General features: G+C 70.7%; 18 protein-coding genes and 1 pseudogene. 15 read left to right on the top strand and 4 right to left on the bottom strand.

Annotation, left to right across the window (positions count from 1 at the left end; all coding sequences use genetic code 11):
• Positions 1 to 20 precede the first annotated feature (20 nt).
• Positions 21 to 1,301 (top strand): erythromycin esterase family protein, encoded by a 1,281-nt coding sequence (locus tag ABZX61_RS19595; protein WP_355196296.1) that lies wholly within the window; start codon positions 21 to 23, stop codon positions 1,299 to 1,301.
• Positions 1,302 to 1,380: 79 nt separating this feature from the next.
• Positions 1,381 to 2,910, top strand: a complete 1,530-nt coding sequence (locus tag ABZX61_RS19590; RefSeq protein ID WP_355196294.1) for an FAD-dependent monooxygenase — start codon at positions 1,381 to 1,383, stop codon at positions 2,908 to 2,910.
• A 184-nt stretch (positions 2,911 to 3,094) separates the two neighbouring features.
• Here ABZX61_RS19590 and ABZX61_RS19585 read toward each other — a convergent pair.
• From ABZX61_RS19585 to ABZX61_RS19575, 3 genes and pseudogenes are all read right to left on the bottom strand, one after another.
• A pseudogene (locus ABZX61_RS19585) lies at positions 3,095 to 4,027 on the bottom strand (LLM class flavin-dependent oxidoreductase); the annotation flags it as partial.
• Positions 4,005 to 5,933 carry a DUF5605 domain-containing protein gene (locus ABZX61_RS19580; protein ID WP_355196292.1) on the bottom strand — a complete coding sequence of 643 codons (1,929 nt, stop codon included), beginning with the start codon at positions 5,931 to 5,933 and terminating at the stop codon, positions 4,005 to 4,007. The pseudogene ABZX61_RS19585 and the gene ABZX61_RS19580, both read right to left, overlap by 23 nt.
• Positions 5,858 to 7,414: a sulfatase-like hydrolase/transferase gene (locus ABZX61_RS19575; RefSeq protein ID WP_355196290.1), complete on the bottom strand. Its 1,557-nt coding sequence runs from the start codon at positions 7,412 to 7,414 to the stop codon at positions 5,858 to 5,860. Before ABZX61_RS19575 ends, ABZX61_RS19580 begins: the two co-directional genes overlap by 76 nt.
• 113 nt (positions 7,415 to 7,527) lie before the next feature.
• Here ABZX61_RS19575 and ABZX61_RS19570 point away from each other — a divergent pair, with 113 nt between their 5' ends.
• From ABZX61_RS19570 to ABZX61_RS19545, 6 genes are read left to right on the top strand one after another with little or no spacing between them, the layout of a single operon-like run.
• A complete protein-coding gene (locus ABZX61_RS19570) occupies positions 7,528 to 8,109 on the top strand; it encodes a TetR/AcrR family transcriptional regulator (RefSeq protein WP_355196288.1) in 582 nt (193 codons plus the stop codon).
• Positions 8,106 to 10,514 (top strand): glycoside hydrolase family 3 C-terminal domain-containing protein, encoded by a 2,409-nt coding sequence (locus tag ABZX61_RS19565; protein WP_355196286.1) that lies wholly within the window; start codon positions 8,106 to 8,108, stop codon positions 10,512 to 10,514. The genes ABZX61_RS19570 and ABZX61_RS19565 overlap by 4 nt, the downstream gene beginning before the upstream one ends.
• Before the next feature lie 53 nt (positions 10,515 to 10,567).
• Positions 10,568 to 12,151, top strand: coding sequence for an ABC transporter substrate-binding protein (locus ABZX61_RS19560; RefSeq protein ID WP_355196284.1), 1,584 nt, complete (start codon positions 10,568 to 10,570; stop codon positions 12,149 to 12,151).
• A 12-nt stretch (positions 12,152 to 12,163) separates the two neighbouring features.
• A complete protein-coding gene (locus tag ABZX61_RS19555) occupies positions 12,164 to 13,111 on the top strand; it encodes an ABC transporter permease (RefSeq protein ID WP_355196282.1) in 948 nt (315 codons plus the stop codon).
• A 4-nt stretch (positions 13,112 to 13,115) separates the two neighbouring features.
• Positions 13,116 to 13,997: an ABC transporter permease gene (locus ABZX61_RS19550; RefSeq protein WP_355196280.1), complete on the top strand. Its 882-nt coding sequence runs from the start codon at positions 13,116 to 13,118 to the stop codon at positions 13,995 to 13,997.
• Positions 13,994 to 16,084 (top strand): ABC transporter ATP-binding protein, encoded by a 2,091-nt coding sequence (locus ABZX61_RS19545; protein ID WP_355196278.1) that lies wholly within the window; start codon positions 13,994 to 13,996, stop codon positions 16,082 to 16,084. The genes ABZX61_RS19550 and ABZX61_RS19545 overlap by 4 nt, the downstream gene beginning before the upstream one ends.
• Positions 16,085 to 16,096: 12 nt before the next feature.
• Here the strand turns inward: ABZX61_RS19545 and ABZX61_RS19540 are convergent, their stop codons facing one another.
• Positions 16,097 to 16,873 carry an NAD(P)-binding domain-containing protein gene (locus tag ABZX61_RS19540; RefSeq protein ID WP_355196276.1) on the bottom strand — a complete coding sequence of 259 codons (777 nt, stop codon included), beginning with the start codon at positions 16,871 to 16,873 and terminating at the stop codon, positions 16,097 to 16,099.
• 233 nt (positions 16,874 to 17,106) lie between these two features.
• On the opposite strand from ABZX61_RS19540, the gene ABZX61_RS19535 reads away from it, so the two are divergent.
• The 7 genes from ABZX61_RS19535 (at position 17,107) to ABZX61_RS19505 (ending at position 22,704) form a co-directional block, all read left to right on the top strand.
• Positions 17,107 to 17,685, top strand: a complete 579-nt coding sequence (locus tag ABZX61_RS19535) for a hypothetical protein (RefSeq protein ID WP_355196274.1) — start codon at positions 17,107 to 17,109, stop codon at positions 17,683 to 17,685.
• A gap of 49 nt (positions 17,686 to 17,734) precedes the next feature.
• A complete protein-coding gene (locus tag ABZX61_RS19530) occupies positions 17,735 to 18,205 on the top strand; it encodes a MarR family transcriptional regulator (protein WP_350730396.1) in 471 nt (156 codons plus the stop codon).
• Between the two features lie 199 nt (positions 18,206 to 18,404).
• Positions 18,405 to 19,076, top strand: coding sequence for a nitroreductase (locus ABZX61_RS19525; protein WP_355196272.1), 672 nt, complete (start codon positions 18,405 to 18,407; stop codon positions 19,074 to 19,076).
• 277 nt (positions 19,077 to 19,353) lie between these two features.
• Positions 19,354 to 19,920 carry an NADPH-dependent FMN reductase gene (locus ABZX61_RS19520; RefSeq protein ID WP_355196270.1) on the top strand — a complete coding sequence of 189 codons (567 nt, stop codon included), beginning with the start codon at positions 19,354 to 19,356 and terminating at the stop codon, positions 19,918 to 19,920.
• Between the two features lie 46 nt (positions 19,921 to 19,966).
• On the top strand, positions 19,967 to 20,227 hold the full coding sequence (locus tag ABZX61_RS19515; RefSeq protein WP_355196268.1) for a hypothetical protein: 261 nt from the start codon (positions 19,967 to 19,969) through the stop codon (positions 20,225 to 20,227).
• Positions 20,224 to 21,648, top strand: coding sequence for a HAMP domain-containing sensor histidine kinase (locus tag ABZX61_RS19510; protein ID WP_355196266.1), 1,425 nt, complete (start codon positions 20,224 to 20,226; stop codon positions 21,646 to 21,648). The genes ABZX61_RS19515 and ABZX61_RS19510 overlap by 4 nt, the downstream gene beginning before the upstream one ends.
• 486 nt (positions 21,649 to 22,134) lie before the next feature.
• Complete coding sequence (locus ABZX61_RS19505) at positions 22,135 to 22,704, top strand: TetR/AcrR family transcriptional regulator (RefSeq protein ID WP_355196264.1); 570 nt, start codon at positions 22,135 to 22,137, stop codon at positions 22,702 to 22,704.
• The last annotated feature ends 4 nt before the right edge of the window (positions 22,705 to 22,708 follow it).

Below are 22,708 nucleotides of genomic sequence, written 5' to 3'. Positions count from 1 at the left end.
TTCGGAATCGAGTTATCGGCATGCCTGCTTCGTCCCACCCCAACCCGTTCACCGCCTGGCTTCGCCGCCAGGCCGTCCCGCTCACCCACCTCGACCCTGAGGCGCCGCTCGACGATCTGGAGCCGGTACGCGACATCATCGGCGACGCCCGCGTCGTCGCGATCGGTGAGAACTCCCACTTCATCAACGAGTTCGCACTCATGCGCCGGCGCATCCTGCGGTTCCTGGTCGAACACTGCGGTTTCACCGTCCTGGCCTTCGAGTACGGCTTCAGCGAAGGCTTCCCCCTTGACGCCTGGGCCCAGGGGGAGGGGACGGATGATGATCTGTCGGCCCATCTCGCCAAGGCGATCCCCGTGGGAGTCGATGAGCCGCTGCGCTGGATGCGCCGGCACAACGCCACAGCCGGGGTGCCGGTACGTTTCGCCGGGATCGACATCCCGGCGGCCGGTGGATCCCTGCTTCCCGCGCTGGCCCCGGTCGCCGACTACCTCCGCGAGATCGATCCCGAAACCCTCCCGGCGGTCCAGGCGGCGATGCGGATGGCCGCGTCGTTCGCCGGTGCCTCCGCGGCCTCGGCCGCGCCGGCCTGGACGCGCCTGGCCACTGCCGAGCAGGACGCTCTCAGCGCTGTCCTGATGCGCCTGCTCATCCGGTTCCGCGCTGTCGAAGCGCTGTACGTCTCCCATGGCGATCAGCACAGCTATGACATCGCCCTGCGTCGCATCGAGGCCGCCTGCCACGCCGACTACGGCTTCCGTGCCATGGCCGGCCTGTACGCCGGAAACGGGCTGACCGCCGACACTTCGGCCCGCGACGTCTACATGGCCGGGTCGGTCCTGTGGCACCTGGAGCGCCTCGAGCCCGGGGCCCGCATCGTGCTGGCGGCTCACAACGCCCACCTCCAGAAGGTGCCGATCTCCTTCAACGGTCACCTCACGGGGCTCCCGATGGGACAGCACCTGCAGCGCGTACTCGGCGATGAGTACTTCGCCCTCGGCCTGACGAGCACCACCGGGCACACAGCCGACATGCGCCCCGACGAGAACGCGCGCTTCGGTTTCGCCATCGACAACACGGCGTTGGAGGCGCCCGAGCCGGGAAGCGTCGAAGCCGCCTTCGCGGATGCCGGCCTGGGGCTCAGCATCGCCGACCTCCGCCGGGCACGCCGAGAGGCCGTTGCCCCGGGTCCCGATCGCATCCGGATACAAAGCGCCTACTTGCACACTCCCGTCCTCGACGCGTTCGACGGCATCCTCAGCATCCCGACCTCCACCGTCGCCGACGACGTCGAAAGCTGAATCGTCCAGAACCTGCAGAAACAGGGAGTAACGAGATGCGTGTGTCACTGACAACGACGGATTGTGAAGGAGTCACCCGATGACGAACGCAGATGTGATCATTGTGGGCGCCGGTCCGACCGGCCTGATGCTGGCCGCCGAGCTGCGCTTGGCCGGGGTGCGACCACTGGTGCTGGAGCGGCATCCGCACCGCCGGGACACTCCGAAGGCAGGTGGTCTCGGCGGGCAGATCCTGGAGTTGCTGCGCTACCGGGGCTTGCTGGAACGGTTCGAAGCGGCCTGCACCGGCCCTGTTCCGGCTCCCCGCTTCCCCTTCGGCGGTGTGCACCTGGACTTCACCCAGCTGGCGGATCCCCCGTTGCACGCCCTGCCGCTCCCGCAACAGCTGCTTGAGCGGCTGCTCGACGAACGCGCCGGCGAGCTCGGCGTCGACGTCCGCCGCGGGCACGAGGTGGCCGGGGTGAGCCAGGACGAGGCCGCGGTGAGCGTGGACGTGCACGGCCCGGACGGGCCGTACCGGGTGATCGCCCGCTACCTGGTGGGCTGTGACGGCGCGCGCAGCCGGGTCCGCGACTGGGCCGGCATCGGCTTTCCCGGCACCATCTATCCGGAGGTCAACCGGCTGGCCCAGGTCACCTTGCCCGAGAAGGTGACCGTGCTCGGCAACGGCGATCTCGACGTGCCCGGCTTCGGCACTGTCCGCGCGGGTTTCACCCGGACCGACCGTGGTCTGTTCGGCGTCGGCTCCTCGCCCGGCTCCCAGACCGTCTCGCTCTACACCATCGAGGACGAGAGCACCGAGTACGACGACGACGTCCCGATGACGGTCGCCGAACTGCAGGACAGCGTCCGTCGCGTGCTCGGCGTGGAGCTGCCCGTGGGAGAGGCGCTCCGGCTGTCGCGCTTCACGTTCAAGGCCCGGCAGGCCGAGCGCTACCGTGAGGGGCGGATCCTGCTGGCCGGCGATGCGGCGCACCTGTTCCCCGCCACCGGGGTGGCGCTCAATGCCGGCATGCTGGATGCCGTCAACCTGGCCTGGAAACTGGCCGTGGACCTCCACGGCCGGGCGCCGACCGGCCTGCTGGACACCTACCACAGCGAACGCCACCTCGCCGGCGCCCGTACCATGCTGCACACCCGAGCCCAGGTGGCACTACGGCGCGGGCACGACGCGGCCGCCGAAGCACTGCGGGAGGTCTTCCAGGAACTCCTCACCGACGAGCAGCCGCTGCGCCGCATGGGAGCGCTGGTCGCCGGCACCGACATCCGCTACCCGATGCCCGGCTCCGACCACCACCCCCTCGCCGGCGCCTTCGCCCCCGACCTCACCCTCCACACCGGCCAGGGCAAGACCAGCGTGGCCGAACTCCTGCACCCCGCCCGGCCGATCCTGCTCGACCTCGCCGACCGCCCGGACCTGCGCGAAACCGCCCAAGACTGGCAGCATCGCGTCGACATCCACACCGCCAAGACCGCCCTTCGGCCGGCCGACGCCCTGCTGATCCGCCCGGACGCCCACATCGCCTGGGCCGCGACCATCGACGAACCCACCGGCACCGCCGCGCCCGCCCTGCGCGAAGCACTCTCCGGCTGGTTCGGCACGCCCTGATCATGCCCTGCGAGGTCGACGACTCCCGGCCGTGAGGCGAGCGCCCGGTAGGCGGCGGCACGGACCTGGGGCGAGACCGGCGCCGGGTTAGTAGTTTCGCGCTCGGGCGGAGCCGGTCGGAGATGGAGGCGATCAGCTCGTAGGACCGGCGGCGATCCGCGTGGTGGTAGAGGGGAGTGGTGATCATGAGCTCGTCGGTGCCGGTGGCGTCGAGCACCGATTGCAGGTGCTCGATCACCGTGGCCGGGCCTCCGACCAGGACGCCGTCCGAGCGGGCGGCGATTTCGGCGCGATCGTCGTCGGTGTAGGGATACGCTGCCGCGTCCTCGGGGCTCGGCAGCAGGATGCGGTTTCCCCGGACCCGGCTGAGCACCTTCAAGCGGGTGGACCCGGCGAGCCATTCGGCGCGTTCGTCGTCATCGGCGGCGATGACGGACACGCTGACCAGCGTCGTCGGTGTCGCGGCACGGTCCGAGGGGCGGAACTGCTCCCGGTAGCTGCGCATGGCGTCCACCGCCATCTGCGCGTTGATGTGGTGGGCGAAGGCATAGGGCAGGCCGAGTTCGGCGGCGAGGTCGGCGCTGCTGGTCGTGGAGCCGAGCAGCCACAGCGACGGTACGTTGCCGCCGAGGACGGGAATCGCCTTGACCTGTGCGTCCTGGGGCGGATCTAGGTAGGCCCGGAGCTCGTCGAGCTGCTGGCGGAAGGTTTTCGCGGTCCGGTCCCGCTCGGGACGGACCGCTTCCACGGCCGGCCGAGGGCCGCCCGGGGCACGGCCCAGACCGAGGTCGATCCGTCCCGGGTGGAGGGCGGCCAGCGTGCCGAACTGCTCGGCCACCACGATCGGCGCGTGGTTGGGCAGCAGCACCCCGCCCGCGCCGACGCGCAGGTGGCGCGTGGCGTCGGCGAGGTGGCCGATGAGGACGGCGGGGGCGGAGCCGGCGACGCCGCGCATGCCGTGATGCTCGGGGACCCAGTAGCGGTGAAAGCCCAGCGCGTCGGCCAGCTTCGCGAGATCCACCGTGTTGTGCAGCGCCTGCCTCGGTGTGGACCCCTGAACGATCGGTGAGGTGTCCAGCACCGAAATGCGTACGTCAGCCTGCCGGCACCCGCGCATGCTCGTCCTCTCCGGTCCCGCCACGGCCATTCATCTCCAGCGCAGTATCGCGCGGTCCCGCAGGCTGGTCGGCGTCGGTGGCGACGCATCGGATCGCCATGTACTGGCGCGCCGGCAAAGGGACCCGGAAGCTGCCCGAGTACGTGCCGGGCAGCGTTTCGACGGTCATGTTCCACGTGTCGATCACGTCGACCGTCCAGACCGTGCCGGGCTCCATCGTGACATCGCGATACGACGGCCGGTTGAAGCCGAAGTAGGCGATCAGGTAACGCGACGCCACCCCGCCCCAAGGGGTGTCCCAGTCGCTCGGCAGCGGGTCGAGCACCCCGGTCGGCGACTCCTCGATGATCCGTCTGAGAAAGGCGATCCGATCCGGGCTCGAGCCGACGAGCTCGCCGCCCTTCGACCACCACAGCTCTTCGCGGTCGTTGAGGTAGGTCTCCCCGTGCCCGACATAGCCGCCGCGTACCGCGCCCTCCCAGAACCGCCGGGTCATCTCCTCACCGGTGATGTTGCCCCACCCCTGGTCGATGTCTCCTTCGTAGGCGCATTCGTCGATGACGACGGGTTTGTCCCACTGTTCACGCCACTGGTCGGTGTTCTCGGCGGTGCGGTACACGTCGATGCGCTGCGCACTCGCGTGAGTGATCCACGGCCGGCCGTAGTCGTAGAAGCGGAAGCAGTTGTGGATCGAGAGCAGGTGCCCGACCGGGTCCTCTTCGACGACGATCGCGGCCAGCCGCTCCCAGTCGTCGACGGTCTTCGAGAACAGCAGGTCGTACTCGTTCGCGAGCGACCACCAGACGTTCGGCAATGCCGACAATCGCCGAACGACGTACCGGACATAGCGGTCGTCCGCGGCGGTGCCCATGTCCGAGAAGCCCCAGCGGTCGTAGGCGTGGAACAGGATGACATCGGCTTCGACGCCGATCGCGGCGAGATCCGTGATCCGGCGCTCGAAAGCGCGGAAGTAGGCGGGGTTGAAGCGGGTGTGGTCCCACCCTCCGTCGCCGTCCGGCTCGAACGGGTAGAGCGGCGGCTCGTTGGCGTTGAAGAGGTACGACTTGGGAAAGATCCCCATCCGGATCTTGGTGAACGGCGACTCGGCCAGCGTGCGCAGGGTCTGTTCCTGCAGCGCTTCGCTCTGGTGGGTCCAGGCGTACGCGGTCGTGCCGAGTGGCAGGTGACGCGTGCCGTCCGCGTACGAGAAGTGATGGCGGTCCGCCACCCGGACGGGCCCGCGACCGGCGCCGGCCGCCGCGGTGAGCTCGACGGTGACGCCGTCGAGGGAGGGCGTGGTCGCCTCCGTCGTGACGACCCAGCGTCCGGCCTGGTCGGGCAGCAGCCGGACGCGCCAGATCCCGTCGCCGTCGTAGAAGCCGCCGAGCCGGCGCGTCGACCCGTCGGGGGCTGTCGCGCGTGCGCGCAGGTCGACGTCGACGAACGGGTTGCCGTGGTGCGGCCCGGCGAGGGCGAGCTCCCAGGTCGCCCACACTTCGCCCGTGGCGGGTGCGGAGAGCACGCCGGCCGAGCCGCGCGGCGTACCGGCCGGCTCGTAGTGGGGGTCCGGCGCGATCGCAGGCGGGTCGGAGCGCACGCCCGGGTCGCCGGCGTCGAGCGCGGCGAGCTCGCGCCACAGGTCGTCGAGCTGTGCGGGGGAGAGCCGGGCGTACGGACCGGCGGCCGTGATCTTGCCGAGGGTGCGGCGGCGCAGCTGTATGAGCAGGGGAGAGTTCACGACGCCGGGCAGAGCGCGCTGGATGACGCCGCGGGCCTCGGCGTGGTCCAGGATGTCGGCGAGCAGGCTGTCCGGCCCGAATCCCCGGCCGCTCATGCCACGCCGCCCGAAGTGCCGCCCGAAGTGCCGCCCGAAGCGCCGCCCGAAGTGCCGCCCGGGGTCCGGCACTTCGCCGAGCGGGCGCCCGGGGTGGGGAGGTCGACGTCGGGCATCCGGGTGTCCGCCTGCTCGGGCAAGGTGTCCGCGGTCTCCACCAGCCAGCGCAGCAGCACGCCGGAGAGCCGGGCCTCGACGTCGGCCAGGTCGGGGCGCCCGGCGAGGTTGTGCGCCTCGTGCGGGTCGGCCGACCGGTCGTAGAGCTCGGCGGGCTCGTACAGGCGCCACACGTACGTCCAGCGTTCGTCGCGGACGGCGGCGGCCTTGCCCACGGTCATCGGCCGCTCGTGCTGCAGCGCCGTCTTGCGGTCGTACGGGAAGCCGCTGTGCTCGAACTTCGGCTCCTCCTCGACGAGGAAGCCGCCCTCGCTGAACGCGTACTCGCGGTGCCCCACGGCGGGATCGCGCAGCACCGGAAGCAGGCTGCGGCCGAAGTGATGATGTCCGTGCTCGACCCCGGCGAGATCGAGCACGGTCGGGAAGACGTCGATCAGCTCCACCATGGCGTCGACCGCGCCGTGCGCCGGCAGCCCGCCGCCGCTGATGATCACCGGGTCGCGGGTGATGCAGCTGTGCAGCGCCGACGGCCACTTCTCGACCACGCCGAAGTCGCCGAGGTACTCGCCGTGGTCGGAGAAGAACACCGTCACGGTACGTTCGGCCGCACCCGTACGATCCACGCCGTCGAGCAGGCGGCCGACATGTGCGTCGAGCCGCGAGACCATGCCCTGGTAGGTGGCCCGGAGCTCCCGCCACACCTCGGGCGTCGCGCGGTCCGTGCCGTAGTAGTCGCGGATCCCCTGCAGGTAGGCGGGTTCGGGGCCGCTGCCCGACACCGGGTCGCCCACGGAGTCGCGATCGTGCAGGGAGAACCACGGTTCGGGGGCACGGAACGGGCAGTGCGGCGCGACCAGCGGCGCGAACAGCACCCACGGCCCGTCCGGCGGGTCGGCGAGCCACTCCTCGGCGGTGCGCACGGCGGCCTCGTCGAAGTCGATGTCGCTGTCGTCGGCCACGCGGCCGTGGTAGTAGAGGCGGTCCCACAGGTCGGGATCGACCTCGGACGCCATCCGCGGGAGCTCCACGGCCCCTTTGGCGCCACCCGCCCATCGGCCGCTGGTCGGCCGCGTGCCGAAGCCGTGCTCGTGGACGCTGAGCTCGGTCGCGCCGGGGCCGAACGTGTCGCCGCGATCCCCGGCCCAGGCCACGTGGTAGCCGTTCTCCTTGAGCGTGCGCAGGAAGTTCGGCTCGTCGGCGCGCAGCGGCGTCCCGAACGTGCGGTGCCCCGCCGTGTGCGGATACCAGCCGGACAGGAACGAGGCGCGGCTCGGCGAGCACACCGGATGCTGCGCGTAGGCGTTGGTGAAGGCGGTGCCTGTCGCGGCGAGGCGGTCGAGGTTCGGAGTGCGCGCGGACGGGCTTCCGAAGGCGCCCACCGCGTCGGCCCTCAGCTGGTCCGCGACCACCACCAGGAAATTCGGGCGATACGTCATGGTCATCCTCCCGTTACTGAATTGGGGGGTAGCGTACCTTACCGAGTACTCGGTAAGGTCTGCCGAAACCGCGAGAACGCAAGGAGAATCTCTTGTCAGGAGTGGCACCATCGGTGCGTAACCGCAGGCCGCCAGGGGTGCGGCGGGAGGAGATCCTCAGGGTCGCCACCGAGATGTTCGGCGACAGCGGTTACCGGGGTGTTTCGCTCGCCGACATCGCGGCCCGGGTCGGCATCTCCCAGCCCGGCCTGATCCACCACTTCAAGAACAAGGAAGAGCTGCTGCTCGCGGCCCTCGAACGTCGTGACGAGGACAGCCGCGACCACATGGACGCGATGTTCCAGGAGATGTCCGTCGCGGACGCGCTGATCTCGCTGTGCCGCCACAACGTCGAGGATCCGACGGCGATGCGTCTGTACGCCGTGGAGTCCGCGGAGAGCATCGAGCCGGGCCACCCCGCCCGCGAGTTCTTCCTGCGCCGCTACGCCCGCGTTCGTGAGCGCGTGGCCGAGCGCATCCGCCGCGACCAGGAGCTGGGCCGGCTCCCGGACACGCTCGACGCGGTAGTCCTGGCCGGCGAGATGATCGCCGTGATGGACGGGCTCCAGATCCAGTGGTTGCTCGACCCCACCATGGACCTCCCCGGACGCATGGCCGCCTACCTCGAGCGACTCATCATCAAGGAGGACCGGTGAACGACCGACTCGAGGAGCACCTCGACGCCCTGGTCGGCAAGCTCGACCTCCCGCGGAAGGTACGGCTGCTGACGGGGGAGTCCCACTGGCGCACGTACGCGGAGCCGGCCATCGGGCTGCGCGAGATCAACGTGTCGGACGGGCCCGCCGGAGTGCGCGGCCCGGAATGGGACAACGGCTCCCCGTCGGCGTGCCTGCCGTGCCCGACCGCGATCGCGGCGAGCTGGGACGTCGACCGCGCCGCCGCGACCGGGCGCGTGCTCGCCGCGGAGGCCACCCGCAAGGACGTCGACGTGGTGCTGGGCCCCACGGCGAACCTCCAGCGCAGCCCGCTCGCCGGCCGCCATTTCGAGTGGTGGTCGGAGGATCCGGTCCTGACCGCCCGGCTCGCCGGCGCGCTGGTCGGAACGCTCCAGCGGCACGGCGTGGCGGCGACCGTGAAGCACTACGTCGCCAACGACTCGGAGACCGAACGCGCCACCGTCGACGTCCGCCTCGACGAGCGCACGCTGCGCGAGGTGTATCTCGCCCCGTTCGAGCACATCGTCCGTGATGAACGGCCGTGGCTGGTCATGGCGTCGTACAACGCCGTCAACGGGACCGCGATGACCGAGAACGAGCTGCTCGACAGCCCGCTGCGCACGGACTGGGGCTTCGACGGGCTCGTCATGTCCGACTGGCACGCCGCCCGCTCGGTGGCGCCCGCCGCCTCGGCGGGCCTCGACCTCACCATGCCGGGCCCCGGCGGACCGTGGGGCGCCGCGCTGGTGCAGGCCGTCACCGACGGCCTGGTCAGCGAAGCCGCGGTGGACGCGAAGGTGAAGAACCTCCTGCGGCTCGCCGCCCGGCTCGGCGCCCTCGACTCGGTGCCGGTGACCCGCACGCCGGTCACCGTCGACGTACGCAGTGAGCTGCACGCCGCCGGCGCGGACGCGACCGTGCTGCTGCACAACTCCGACGACCTGCTGCCGCTCGCGCCGGAGCGCCTGCGCCGCGTCGCCGTGTTCGGCGAGCTGGCCGGCAGCCCGCGCATCCAGGGTGGCGGCAGCGCCGAAGTGCGGCCCACCCACGTCGTGTCCCCGCTGGACGGGCTCGAAGCCGCCCTGCCGCCCGGCGTCCAGGTGACCTACACCGCCGGCAGCTACCTCGAAGGCGACCCCGCTCCGGTGCCGCCCGGGATGCTCGGCGCGCCCGTGCTGATCCGCTGGCTCGACGACACGGGCGCCGAGGTGACGCGCGAGGATCGCCGGAGCGCCGCTCTCGTACGGCTCGGCGCCGACGTGCCCGCGGAGGCCACCACCGTCGAGCTGACCACCCGGATCGTCCCGGACGTCTCGGGCACGTGGCAGCTCGGCCTCAGCGGGGCGGGCCGGATCGTGTTCGCCGTCGACGGCCGGACCCTGCTGGACGACGACGTACGGCCGACGCACGACGGCCCGGGCGCGGAGATCCTCACGCCGCCCGTGCGCACGTTCGACGTGCCGCTCGAAGCGGGCAGGCCGGTCGAGGTGCTGCTGCGGCAGCGGATGCCGAAGTCCGGCTCGGCCGTCGCGATCCGCTCCCGGGCACCGCGGCGGTCCCCGGCCGATGAGCTCGCCGTCGCCCGCGAGCAGGCCAGGGCCGCCGACGTCGCGATCGTCGTGGTCGGCACCAGCTCGCAGACCGAGAGCGAAGGCTTCGACCGGGCGGACCTGTCGCTGCCCGACGGGCAGGACGACCTGGTGCGGGCGGTCGCCGCGGAGAACCCGAACACCGTCGTCGTGGTCAACGCGGGCGCCCCCGTGCTGCTGCCGTGGCGCCATGACGTCGCGGCGGTGCTCGTGACGTGGTTCGGCGGGCAGGAGTCCGGCGCCGCGCTCGCGGACGTGCTCCTCGGTCACGCCGAGCCCGGCGGCAGGTTGCCGATGACGTGGCCGGACTGCGGCGAGGACGTTCCGGTGCTGGACACGGCGCCCGTGGACGGCCGGCTGGAGTACGGCGAAGGGGTCCATGTCGGCTACCGCGCGTGGCTGCGCGCCGGGGTCGAGCCCGCGTACGCGTTCGGGCACGGCGTCGGCTACACGTCCTGGGAGCTCGTCGACGTCCACAGCGGACCGGACGCGGCCGTACGGGTCTCCGTGCGCAACACCGGTTCGCGGCCGGGCAAGCAGGTGCTGCAGGTCTACCTGGCGCGGCCCGGTTCGAGCGTCGACCGCCCCGCCCGCTGGCTGGCCGGGTTCGCCGTCGTGCGCGGCGAACCCGGCGAAACGCTCACCGCCGAGATCCCGCTGCCTCCCCAGGCCTTCCAGCACTGGGACGTGGCACGGCACGACTGGGCGGTCGAGCCTGGAACGTTCGAAGTCTCCATCGGATTCTCCTGCGCGGACATCCGTGGCACGACGTCGATCAAGGTTCACGAGGAGTGATCAACCGGGTCTTCCCCCCCGGCCCGAGAGAAAGTAAGTGAGGTGGTGCAGCGATGTACCCCAGTAATCGCCACGTCGATTCCATCCCCGGTGCTTCGGCCCTGTCGCGCCGGACGCTCCTCAGCGGGCTGGCCGTCCTCGGTGCGGCCGGCCTGGCCGGATGCCGCTCCGCGGTGAACGAGAGCAAGACGGCCGGCGCGGTGAGCGGCCCGACCCGCGGCGGGACCCTGGTCGCCACGGTCGCCGCGCCGCCGGACCCCGCGGCCTATTTCACCGGCCGCCCCGGCAACATCTTCTGGAACCGCAACGTCCTGGAGACGCTGGTCATGGTCGACCAGGACAACAAGCCGCAGCCCCTGCTGGCGACGAAGTGGGAGCTGCGGGACGACAACCGGACGCTGGTGCTGTCGCTGCGCGAGGGCGTCAAGTTCCACGGCGGCCGTGCCTTCGGCGCGGAAGACGTCGTGTTCACCCTCGAACGCGAGATGGCGGGCGACGGCCTGGCCACGCTCGGCGGCGCGATGAAGGGCTGGAAGGCGAGCGCCACCGGCCAGCACGAGGTCACGATCACCTCGCCGCGGCCGCTCCAGGAAGTGGTGCTGGACATCCTCGACTCGACACCGATCATCGACCGCGAGAGCTACAAGGGGCTCGCGGACGGGTCGAAGGTCATCGGCACGGGACCGTTCCTCTGGTCCGGCTACAAGGCCGGCACGGAGATCAAGATGACGCGCAACGACGCGTACTGGGAGCAGGGGCTGCCCTACCTCGACGGCATCGAGCTCACGGTCATCGGCGACTCCACCGCCCAGCTGGCGGCGCTGCGCTCAGGCCGCGCGCACCTGGCGAACGGGCTCAACATCCAGGACGCCAAGACGGTCGTCGACGACAAGAAGTTCCACCTCGACCTCAACCACGGGCTCGTGTACGCGCTGGGCTTCGACGTCACCAAGGCGCCCTTCGACAAGCCCGAGGTGCGCCGGGCCATCGGCTACGCGATCGATCGCCAGCGCATCAACCAGCAGGTCTTCGGCGGGGTGGGCACGACGCCCAGCCTGCCGTGGAGCGAGGACGCGACCGGCTACCCCGCGGAGCTCGCCGCCACCTACGCCTACCAGCCGGACCGCGCGAAGAAGATGATCGAGGACGCCGGGGCGGCCGGGGCCCGCGTCGAGATCGCCGTCCACGCGCTGCCGGTGCCGCGCAACGTGATCGAGATCGTGTCCCGCAACCTGACGGACGTCGGCCTCCGGCCGTCGGCGCTCGAACTGCCCCCCGCGGAGTTCGAGCCGCGCAGGATCGCCGGCAAGCTGGGGCCCGCGTTCCTGACCTGGACCGCGGTGGCCAAGCTGCCGCCGGCACTCTCGCTGTACGGATATCCGGACCTGCGACCGGCCAAGAACACCTCGAACTACGCCGACGCCGGTTACCGCGAGCGGGCGCAGGCGCTGATCGACGGCGCCGACGAGAGCGAGACGGCGCAGCGGCTGAAGGACCTCTCGCAGTACCTGCTCGACGCCGCCTTCCTCCAGACCATCGCCATCGTGCCGGCCACGGTCGTGCGCGCGGACGCCGCGAGGGACATCCTGGTCAGCCGCTACGGCCGCTCCATGCGCGCCGCCTACCTCACCCGGTGAACGAGGCCGAGCATGATCCATTTCCTGATCCGGCGCCTGCCGTCGGTCCTGCTCGTCCTGGTGGCGACGACCGCCATCGCCTTCCTCCTGCCCCGCCTGGGGCCCGGTGATCCGGCCGCCATCGCGGCGGGGCCGGAGGCCACCGCGGAGCAGGTCGCGGCGATCCGCGTCGAGATGGGGCTGGACCGCCCCCTGGCCGAGCAGTACGTCCACTGGATGGGCGGGCTGCTCACCGGCGACCTGGGCCAGTCGCTGCAGTTCAAGCGCCCGGTCGCCGAGCTGATCGGCAGCAGGGTGGAGAGCACGTTCGAACTGACCGTCGCGGCCACGATCCTCCTGGTCGCGGTCTCGCTGGGGCTCGGGATCTTCGCCGGGTCGGCGCGTTCGCGGCTGTCCCGGTTCACCGCGGACGCGAGCAACACCGTGCTCCTGGCGATGCCGCCCTTCCTGTTCGGCCTGCTGCTGATCATCCTGTTCGGGGTGGTCTTCCGCCTGCTGCCGATCAGCGGGGAGGTCGCGGTGCTGGACGACCCGGTGATCGGCCTGCAGTACCTGATCCTGCCCGCGGTGGCGATGGCGGTGCCGATGGGCGGCCACGTCGCCATGCTCGTCCAGTCCTCGATGGACAACGCGTGGCGGCAGGACTACGTCGACCTCGCCGTGGCCAAGGGCGTGCCACGAAGGTGGATCACCCTGCGCCACGTCGTCCGCAACAGCCTCGGGCCCGCCGCCGTCACGATCGGCATGCGGTTCGGCGACATGCTGGCCGGCGCCGTCGTCATCGAGATGATCTTCGCGAGGAACGGGATCGGGCAGCTCGGGGTCTCGGGCGTGCTCAGCGCGGACTACAACCTCGTACAGGTGATCATCGTCGGCACGGTGCTGATCGCGGTGGTCGTGCAGCTGCTCACAGAGATCGCCATGGCGGTCCTGGACCCCCGCGTCAGGTTGGGAGCGTGAAACCATGACCACCACCGTCACCGCACCCGGCACCCCCGCGCCGGCGGTGCCGCGCCGGCCCGGCGCTGGGGCGCTGAGGCAGTACCTCACTGCGCTGCGCACCCCGCGCGGCGCGTTCGGCGCCGGGCTGCTGCTGGCCCTCGTCGCGGTCGCCCTCCTGGCGCCGGTGCTGTTCCCCGGCGGGTACGACGACCAGAGCGGCGACTCGCTGGCCGGTGCCTCGGCCGCGCACTGGATGGGCACCGACGAGCTGGGCCGCGACATCCTCGCCCGTACGATCTACGGCCTTCGTACGGATCTGAGCCTGATCCTGGCCGCGGTGCCGGTGAGCGCCGTCATCGGGACGCTCATGGGGCTCACCGGCGTGGTCTCGCGCTTGCTCGGCGCCGCGATGCAGCGCGCGCTCGACATCATCCTCGGCTTCCCGGGGCTGGTGCTCGGCATGAGCGTCGTCCTCGTGCTCGGCACGGGCTGGCTCTCGCTGTTCGTGGCCGTGCTGATCAGCGGCCTTCCCGGGTTCGGACGGCTGTCGCGGGCCGGGCTCCAGGTCGAGCAGGAACGCGAGTACGTGCTGGCCGCCAAGGTGCTCGGCGTGCGCAAGCGCACCGTGCTGGTGCGGCACGTGCTGCCGAACATCATGGACCCGATCGTCGTCGGCGCCGCCGTCTACATGGTGGTCGCGATCTTCATCGTGTCCGGCCTGAGCATCGTGGGTCTCGGCATCAAGCCGCCCGTCCCGTCGCTGGGCGCGATGCTCAACGTCGGCGCCCGCTACATCGAGGTGCACCCCGCGTACGTGCTCGGCCCTGGCCTGGTGCTGCTGCTCCTCGCGTTGGCGTTCACCCTACTGTCCAACGCGCTCAACAAGGCGGTGCTGCGCAAATGACCACTCACCCCCACGGCGTCGCGCCGGCGGCCCCGGCGCGTCCCGACGCGGATGTCCTGCTCGAGGTCCGCGGGCTGCGCACCGAGTTCGCGACCGGCGCGGGGATCGTCCACGCCGTCAACGACGTCGATCTCACCCTGCGACCGGGCCAGATCCTCGGCGTGGTCGGCGAGTCCGGCTCGGGCAAGTCGGTGACCGCCCGCTCGATCCTGCGGATGGTGCCCCAACCGGGCCGGATCGCCGCCGGCGAGATCCGCTTCGGCGGCCGCGACCTGCTCGGGCTGTCCGAGGAGGAGATGCGCCGCATCCGCGGGGCCGAGATCGCGATGGTGTTCCAGGACCCGCAGTCCGCGCTCAACCCGGTCCTCACGGTGGGCGCGCAGATCGTCGAAGCCCTCACCGTGCACGGCACGGGCAAGCGCGCGGCCCGCGCACGGGCCCTCGAACTGCTCCGGCAGGTCGGGATCCCGGACGCCGAACGCAAGATCGACGACTACCCGCACCAGTTCTCCGGCGGCATGCGCCAGCGCGCCGTGATCGCCATCGCGCTGGCGGGCTCGCCGTCGCTGCTGATCGCCGACGAGCCGACCACGGCCCTGGATGTCACCATCCAGGCGCAGATCCTGCGCCTGCTCAAGCAGCTGCGCGACGAGCTGGGCATCGCCGTACTCATGATCACCCATGACATGGGCGTGGTCGCCGAGATGTGCGACGACGTCGTCGTCATGTACGGCGGCCGGGTCGTGGAGCGGGGACCGGTCGAGACGATCTTCGCGCGGCAGGAGCATCCGTACACCGCCGACCTGCTCAAGGCCATGCCGCGGATGGACACCGCGGGCGGCAACCGGCTGCCGGCGATCCCCGGCGCCCCGCCGGACCCCGCCGCGCTGCCGCCCGGGTGCTCGTTCCACCCGCGCTGCCGGCTGGCCGAGGACCGCTGCCGCGCCGCGGTTCCCGAGCTGCTGCCCCTGGCCACGCCAGGGCACGCCGCCGCCTGCTGGGTGACCCATCAGGGCACGCCCATACCGCCGCTCACGCTCGTCACCGCCGACCCGGCCGCGCGGGCCGAACAGGCCCGAACCCCGCTGCTGAGCGTGGAGAACCTCCGGGTCGACGTCGCCTCCGGCCGCAGAAGCCTGCTCGGCCGCTCGCAGCCCGTGTACGCAGTGGATGGGGTGAGCCTGACGGTCGCCGGCGGGGAGACGCTGGGCCTGGTCGGCGAGTCCGGGTGCGGCAAGTCGACCCTCGCCAGGACGGTCGTCGGGATCAACCGGCCGGCCGCGGGCACGGTCCGCGTCGGTTCCGACAGCGTCGACGCGTTCTCCCCGGCCGGCGCGCGGGCGTTGCGCTCCACGGTGCAGTACGTGTTCCAGGACCCGTACGCGTCGCTCAACCCGCGCCGCACGATCAGGCAGTCGCTCGACGAGGCGCTCGACATGCGTGGCGTGCCGGTCGCCGAACGGGCAGCGGAGGCGGACGCGCTCATCCGGCGGGTCGGCCTGAACGAGTCGCACCTGGACCGCTACCCGCACGCCTTCTCCGGCGGGCAGCGCCAGCGCATCGGCATCGCCCGCGCGCTGGCCGTCCAACCCCAGGTGCTGATCTGCGACGAGCCGGTGTCGGCACTGGACGTGTCGATCCAGGCGCAGATCATCAACCTGCTGGAGTCGCTGCGCGACGAGCTCGGCCTCGGGTACCTGTTCATCGCGCACGACCTCTCGGTCGTGCGGCACCTGTCCGACCGGGTCGCCGTCATGTATCTCGGCAAGATCGTCGAAACCGGCCCGGTCGAGGCGGTCTACGCGGCTCCGCAGCATCCGTACACGGTCGCGCTCATGTCGTCCTCGCCGGTGCCCGACACCACGGTGCGCGGCCGCGAGCGCATCGTGCTCACCGGCGACCTGCCCAGCCCGAAGAGCCCGCCGTCGGGCTGCCGTTTCCGTACGCGCTGCCCGATCGGCCCGCTGGCCCATCCGGAGCGGACGATCTGCGCCGAGCAGGAGCCGCAGCTCGCCGAGACCCCGGGCGGGCAACTGGCCGCGTGCCACTTCGCCGGGGAGCTGGTGGCGACCGGCGGACAGCGGTGAGCTCACCGGGCTTCAGAGATCGGCGAGGAGGTCGTCGAGGGCCTTGTTGAGGGCTTCGGCGTTGGCCGGGGTGAACCAGGTGGTGCGGATGCGTTCGTTGTTCCCGTTCGGGGTCTCGTGGTCGGCCGCGAGCTGGTGCAGCGAACGGGTCTCGTCGCTCAGGGAACGGCCGACGCCCTGGAAGAGGCCGCGGACGTAGCGGTCCGCCTCGTCGGGGTCGATGCCGTGACCGACAGTCCACGACGTGAGCGTGGCGAGATACGAGTAGTGGGTGGTCAGCGTTCCCGTCAGCGCGGACAAGACGTTGAAGGCCGCCTCGTCCGCGACCGGGAGCACCCCGCCCAGGTGCTCGAAGAGGGAGTTCACCACCGGGTGCGACGGGTACGTCACCGTGACGGAGCGGCGTTCGCGTACGGTGGGCAGGGGGATGGCCCGTACCAGCGGGGCGTCTGTGGCAAGGGTCCGGCGCAGGTCGTCGTTGCCGACCCCGGCCATCACGTTGACCACCACCTTGTCGCCGTCCACCCTCAGCCCGGCCAGCGCTTCGTGCCGGTCCTGGCGGCGTACGGCGATGATCACCACCTCGGAGCCGTCCACCACTTCCTGGTTGCCGGCGCACACCCGCACGCTCTCGTAGCGCTCGGACAGCGCCGCGACCGTGCCGGCTCCCCGGGGGGAGAGGAACACTTCGGGGGACCGGTCGGCTCCCTCACACAGGCCCGCCACGATGGCTCGGCCGATCTCGCCCACCCCGATGATGCCGATGCGCTTCACTGTGTCTTCCTCCATCGTCCTACCTGTCGCGATCTTCTCCATAGGAGCATGACCGCCAGGAGGCCGGCCGCGCAGGGGCGTTTCCGCCGCGTCCGATGTGCGCTATGTCTCATCCGCAGGCCGTTACGCCGGATGCGTGGCTGGTGTCTCCATGCCGAGTCCATAACGCGAGGGAGGCATCATGGACGGGAACGTCGAGGTGGTCGTGGTCGGCGGCTGGCACCGAGGACGTCCTCCAGGAGACCTGGTTGCGGTGGGTCAAGGTCGGCCTGGCGCAGGTGCAGGACCAGCGCGCCTACCTGGTGCGGATCACGGCCCGGCAGGCACTCACCCTCAAACGGCGCAAGGAGGCCTACGTCGGGCCCCTGGCTGCCCGAGCCCCTGCTCACCGCGCCGGACATGGCCGATACCGCGCCCGCCGGCACGTCGACGCTCGCCGGCCGCGCACACCGGCTTCCCCGGAAGAAGCCCGGGCAGCGTTGAATTCGTTCCGGACCGCGCTCGCGACCGGGGATCTGCAGGGACTCTCAACGTACTCGCCCCGGACGTCGTCTTCGTCAGCGACGGCGGCGGCCCTGCGGCCGGTCGTCGGCGCCGACAAGGTGCTCAGTTACCTGGCCGGCAGTGTCGCCAAGGCCGGCGGCACCTTCACTGGTGAGCCCACGACGGTCAACGGCAACCCCGGGCTCATCCTGCGCCTGGACGGCGTGATCGACGGCGTGCTGGCCTTCCGCGTGGAGAACGCCCGCGTCACCGGCCTCCACTACGTCCGCAACCCCGAAAAGCTCACCCGCGTCGAGTCCGAAACCCCTCTGACCGTGCATTAATTTCACGCGATACCGTATCGAATGAGAGCATATCTGGTAGCATGGGTTGATGGCTGCCGACGTTCCCCCCAGAGCGACCGACCGCTCTGGGGATGCATCACCTTTCGCTCTCGGTCTGCTGCTGCGCCAGGCGCACTGGCGCGCGGCCACGGTGATGACAGAGGCGCTTCGACCACTCGGCATAGAGTTGCGGCATTTTGCCGTGCTGATCGTACTGATCGAGCGCGGGCCCACGGTGCAGCGGGACCTGGCGACGGCGACCGGGTCGGACAAGGCCGGAATCATGCGGGTCGTGGACGACCTGGAGCGTAAGGGGCTGGCCGTCCGCAAGAGCGTTCCGGGGGACCGGCGGGTTCGGGCAGTGGAGATCACGCCTCAAGGCGTCGAGCTCTTCGATGCGGCCCATGTGGCGGCGGAGCCGGTGGACGCGCGCCTGGTTGCCGCGTTGGGGCCCGGCGAGGCCGAGCTCCTGAGGGATCTGCTGACCCGGTTCGCCTATCCAGCGGACGGCGAGGCGTAAGCGCGCCCGTGTGCCGGCCTTGAGAGCCGCCACTGTCGTCACTCTGCCCCGGCGGCGCCGTTGCGCACCCCGCCAGCTAGCGTTGAATTCATTCCCTCCGCGATGCACGGGGCTCGTACGGTCGCCAGATAGTATTGAATGATACCATCACAGGTGATACAGTCTCGGATGTAGTGAAATTAATGCATTGAGGAGGTAGGTGATCTTGGACGTCTATGAGGCAGTCACGAGCCGACGGGCGGTGCGCGGATTCACCGACCGGCCTGTCCCGAGGGAGGTGCTGGAGCGCGTGCTGTCCGCCGCGGCTTGGGCGCCGTCCGGATCGAACCTCCAGCCATGGCACGCATACGTGCTGACCGGCGAGCCGCTGGCCGAGCTCAAGAAGCGCGCCGGCGAGCGCCTGGCCGCAGGCGACCCCTGGGACGAGCGGGAGTACGAGATGTACCCGCCCACGCTGAAGACCCCGTACCACGAGCGCCGATCCGCCTTCGGCCAGGAGCGCTACAGCGCACTCGGCATCGTGCGTGAGGACTGGGAGGCGCGCCAGAGGGCCGCTGCCGAGAACTGGCAGTGTTTCGGCGCGACCGCCGCCCTGTTCTGCTACATCGACCGCGACATGGGCCCGCCCCAATGGGCCGACGTCGGCATGTACCTGCAGACCGTCATGCTGCTGCTGCGCGCCGAAGGGCTGCACAGTTGCCCGCAGATGGCGTGGTCGGTGTATCGCAGGACCGTCGCGGAGATCCTGTCACCCCCGGACGGCCTCATCCTCTTCTGTGGCATGTCGATCGGGTTCGAGGACGTCACGGTGGAATACGTCCGTACGGGCCGGGCGCCCCTCGACGAGACGGTCGCGTTCGTCGAGGGTTAGCCCCGCGCGTCCTCGAGATCAACCTCACCGGCACGTACCCCTCCTCGATTGATGAGTACGTGTCGTCAAATCCGGCTCCGGACCCCCACGTCGCGGCCGGCTCGCCCATGGACCGGGCGGCTACGGCATCTCCGCCAACGCGATTCCCCGGGGTCTCGCCGTCACCGAACAGGCGCAAGACGTTCCCCGGCACTGCTGTGAGCGCAATGCGGCCGGCAGCCCGAAGACCTCGTCGGCACGACCTCCTTCCCGCCTCTTTTTCTTGAAAGGAAACGCAATGACTTACATCGTTGGTTACATCGTCGGGAGTCTTTCCCAGAAGTCGATCAACCGGACTCTCGCTCTGGCTCTGAGCCGTCTCGCGCCGCCGGAACTCCGCCTCACGGAGATCCCCATCGGCGAGCTTCCCCTGTACAGCTACGACTACGACCCGGACTACCCCGCCGTGGCCCAGGAGTTCAAGGATGCGATCAAAGCCTCCGACGCCCTCCTGTTCGTCACCCCCGAGTACAACCGGTCCGTACCGGGCGCGCTGAAGAACGCCATCGACTGGGCGACCCGGCCCTACGGATCCAACGTGCTGAACGGCAAGCCGTCCGCGATCATCGGGGCCTCACCCGGCCAGATCTCCACCGCGGTCGCACAGCAGCACCTCAAGACCATCCTGTCCTTCACCAACTCCCCGGTGCTGGGTCAGCCCGAGGCCTACATCCAGTTCACCAAGGGCCTGATCAATGACGAGGGCGACATCCAGGTGCCGTCCGTCGCCGAGTTTCTGACCGGATACATGCGGGCCTTCACGGCGCACATCCGGCGCCACCACCACGACATCCCGGACCTGTAGGCCGCCCGGAGAGCGAGCCTTCATCATCACCGCCGGGAGGGGAACCATGTCCTTGATCGTCAGCCAGATCCTGTTCACCACGGCCATCGCCGCGGCGTTGGCCATGGTGTCGCTGTACAGGCGGACACCGGCCCCGTGCCAGGACTGCTCGCCACAGGAACGGCAGTTGTTCGTCCTGTTCATCCGCGATGAAATCGACGAGGAGGAATACCGCCGCCGGCGAGCCTTGAACGGCCGAGTGCCCGGCAGGTTGGCGCACGCGTGCGGCGCGCCGGGCGATCTGCGAAGCGGCGAGATGCCGTCATGAGTCCGGGCTCATCGCCGCGGCGGCCGCGCCTGCGCTCGACCCCGGCCCGACTCACCGTCCTGACCTTGGCCACGGCGATCGCCGTACTGGTCCCGATGGGCATGGTCGGAGCGTCAGCCGCCGGGCAGGCGTCAGCCGACCCCGGCTGGTCGGGCGCCCGCGAGCAAGCCGGGATCACCGCCGCCGCGGCCGGGCGCCGGAATCTGACCGGCACGATCGAGACGCAAACACCCGGCATCGACCTGATCCAGGTAGTGGGAGCCGATCACCGCGTCATCGCCGCTTCTCCCGCGGCGCGCGGTCGGGACCCGCTGAGCCAGGTACGACCTTCCCCGGACCACCCGCAGGCCGACGTCGAGGTGTGCGACAAGAACAGCGGCAGCCAGTGCCTGCGTCTGGCCGCCGTCCGCCTCTCACCCGCCCCCACCTCTCCGGTGGTCTACGCCGGCCGGATGGTCCCGCTCATGGCGCCGTCCCGGACGTTCCAACTGCTCTGGATCGCCCAGATCGCGCTGCTGATCCTCCTGGCCACCGCGGCGACATGGAAGATCACCAGCCGCACGTTGCGCCCGATCCAGCTCATACGCGCACAGCTGGCCGCGATCAACGTCAGCGACCTGAGCATCCGCATCCCGCAACCGCACGGCCACGGCGAGATCGCCCAACTGGCGCGCACCGTCAACCACACGCTCGGACGTCTGGAGCAGGCCAAAGCCTCGACCCATCAGGCGCTGCAGCGGCAACGCCAGTTCGCCTCCGACGCCTCCCACGAGCTGCGCACCCCGCTGGCCGGCCTGCGCGTGCGCCTGGAGGAGGCACAGATGCATCCCCACGACACCGACCTGCCCGACCTGATCGGGCACACGCTGGAGGACCTGGATCGGATTCAGGGCATCATGACCGACCTGCTCCTGCTCGCCCGCCTGGACGCCACCGCTCCCCAGACCACTCAGCACGTCGATCTGACCGACCTGATCCGCACCGAGACCGGCCGGCGTGCCGATCGCCACCCGGCAGTCCTGAACCTGGCAGAACGGGTCGTCGTCGACGCCGTACCAGGACAGATCGCAAGGGTGCTGACCAACCTGCTGGACAACGCGCAGCGGCACGCCACCAGCAAGGTGCGGGTACGGCTTCACAGCTCGGCAACGCACGCCGAGCTGATGGTGAGCGACGACGGCGACGGCGTGCCCCCGGCCGACCGAGAACGGATCTTCCAGCGGTTCGTCCGCCTCGACGCCGCCCGCAGCCGCGACCGCGGAGGCACCGGCCTGGGCCTGGCCATCGCCCAGGACATCGCCACCGCCCACCACGGCACCCTGCACGTCGAGCAGGCCGCGATCGGCGGGGCCGGCTTCGTCCTGCGCCTGCCGCTGAGCACCCCCGCCGAGCAGGCCGCCCCGCCGAACCCTGGCGCCTGACCACACGCCGCAGCGCTTGCACGACCTACAGCCGGCAAGGCAAACCCGCTGCCCTGACCGCCAACAGGCGAAGTCGCAGGTCCTTACCACTGATTTCGGCACTCAGCCTCCTCGAAGGCCGGTCGTCCAGAGCCAGGCGATGACGGACGAGGGCCCAGGTGAGTGGCGACGGCCAAGTCGGGTCACGCGGACCGGGAGCCCGCGGCTGGGCAGCGCCACCTCCTGTCGGCCGATCGCGACGCCTGGATCCGGCTCCCCGGTGATCGCCCGCGCCGCGCTGGACGCCCAAAGCGGTTCTCCGACCCGCGGTAAGCGACCAGCTCCTCGACCATCACCGCCGACCAGTCCGTCACCGCCGACCGATCCGGCTCCGGCTCCGGCTGCCGCTCCGTGACAGTGACCTCACCCAGGTCTCCTCCTCAGCCCGGCAATTGCGCCACCGCAGGTATCGATACCGCTGGTAGCGCAATGGTTTATCGTGTGGGCATGACCTCGACCGCATCCGCCAGACCACCCGGTCGCCCGCGCGCCGGCCTCAACGACGTGGTCTTCGCCGCGACACTGAGCACGGTCCAGGAGCTCGGATACGCGCGTGCCACCGTCGACCGCATCGCCGCCGCGGCCGGGGTCGCCAAGACGACGATCTACCGTCGCTGGCCGTCCAAGGGCGCGCTGATCGTGGACTGCCTCCTGGACGTGTTCGGCCCGGTGCCGCTGGAGGGCACCGGTCGAGCCGAGCTCATGTCCTCGGCCATTCGCTGGATCGCGGGGAAGATCAGCGAACCCGGGGTCGGCGACGCGTTCGCCGGCGTGTTCAGCGACGCCGTCAGCGACCCGGCCCTGCGCGAGATCCTGTCCGCCCGGTTGCAGGACCCCTACCGGCTCGCGCTCCAGGAGGCGCTCGGCGAGCCGGAGAACCGGGTTCTGTTCTTCATCGACGTCGTCGTCGGAACCCTGCTCCACCGGATGGGCATGACCGGCGAGCCGATGGTGGATGCCGACGTCGCCGCGTTGGTCGAGATGGTCCTGTCGCACTTCACCGACGACGCGTCCTGACTGC

Origin of the sequence: Nonomuraea sp. NPDC003709, assembly GCF_040610775.1 — a bacterium.
Classification (GTDB): domain Bacteria; phylum Actinomycetota; class Actinomycetes; order Streptosporangiales; family Streptosporangiaceae; genus Nonomuraea; species Nonomuraea angiospora_A.
Note: the sequence above shows the minus strand (reverse complement) of the source record. Positions and strands in the feature narration are given on the sequence as shown.

Excerpts from the sequence above, each read along its gene's own strand:
- ABZX61_RS19560 (WP_355196284.1), top strand. The coding sequence starts at position 10,568 with ATGTACCCCAGTAATCGCCACGTCGATTCCATCCCCGGTGCTTCGGCC.
- ABZX61_RS19540 (WP_355196276.1), bottom strand. The coding sequence starts at position 16,873 with ATGGAGGAAGACACAGTGAAGCGCATCGGCATCATCGGGGTGGGCGAG.
- ABZX61_RS19520 (WP_355196270.1), top strand. The coding sequence starts at position 19,354 with ATGACTTACATCGTTGGTTACATCGTCGGGAGTCTTTCCCAGAAGTCG.
- ABZX61_RS19510 (WP_355196266.1), top strand. The coding sequence starts at position 20,224 with ATGAGTCCGGGCTCATCGCCGCGGCGGCCGCGCCTGCGCTCGACCCCG.
- ABZX61_RS19550 (WP_355196280.1), top strand. The coding sequence starts at position 13,116 with ATGACCACCACCGTCACCGCACCCGGCACCCCCGCGCCGGCGGTGCCG.
- ABZX61_RS19575 (WP_355196290.1), bottom strand. The coding sequence starts at position 7,414 with ATGACGTATCGCCCGAATTTCCTGGTGGTGGTCGCGGACCAGCTGAGG.
- ABZX61_RS19515 (WP_355196268.1), top strand. The coding sequence starts at position 19,967 with ATGTCCTTGATCGTCAGCCAGATCCTGTTCACCACGGCCATCGCCGCG.
- ABZX61_RS19545 (WP_355196278.1), top strand. The coding sequence starts at position 13,994 with ATGACCACTCACCCCCACGGCGTCGCGCCGGCGGCCCCGGCGCGTCCC.
- ABZX61_RS19555 (WP_355196282.1), top strand. The coding sequence starts at position 12,164 with ATGATCCATTTCCTGATCCGGCGCCTGCCGTCGGTCCTGCTCGTCCTG.
- ABZX61_RS19530 (WP_350730396.1), top strand. The coding sequence starts at position 17,735 with ATGGCTGCCGACGTTCCCCCCAGAGCGACCGACCGCTCTGGGGATGCA.
- ABZX61_RS19505 (WP_355196264.1), top strand. The coding sequence starts at position 22,135 with ATGACCTCGACCGCATCCGCCAGACCACCCGGTCGCCCGCGCGCCGGC.
- ABZX61_RS19595 (WP_355196296.1), top strand. The coding sequence starts at position 21 with ATGCCTGCTTCGTCCCACCCCAACCCGTTCACCGCCTGGCTTCGCCGC.
- ABZX61_RS19590 (WP_355196294.1), top strand. The coding sequence starts at position 1,381 with ATGACGAACGCAGATGTGATCATTGTGGGCGCCGGTCCGACCGGCCTG.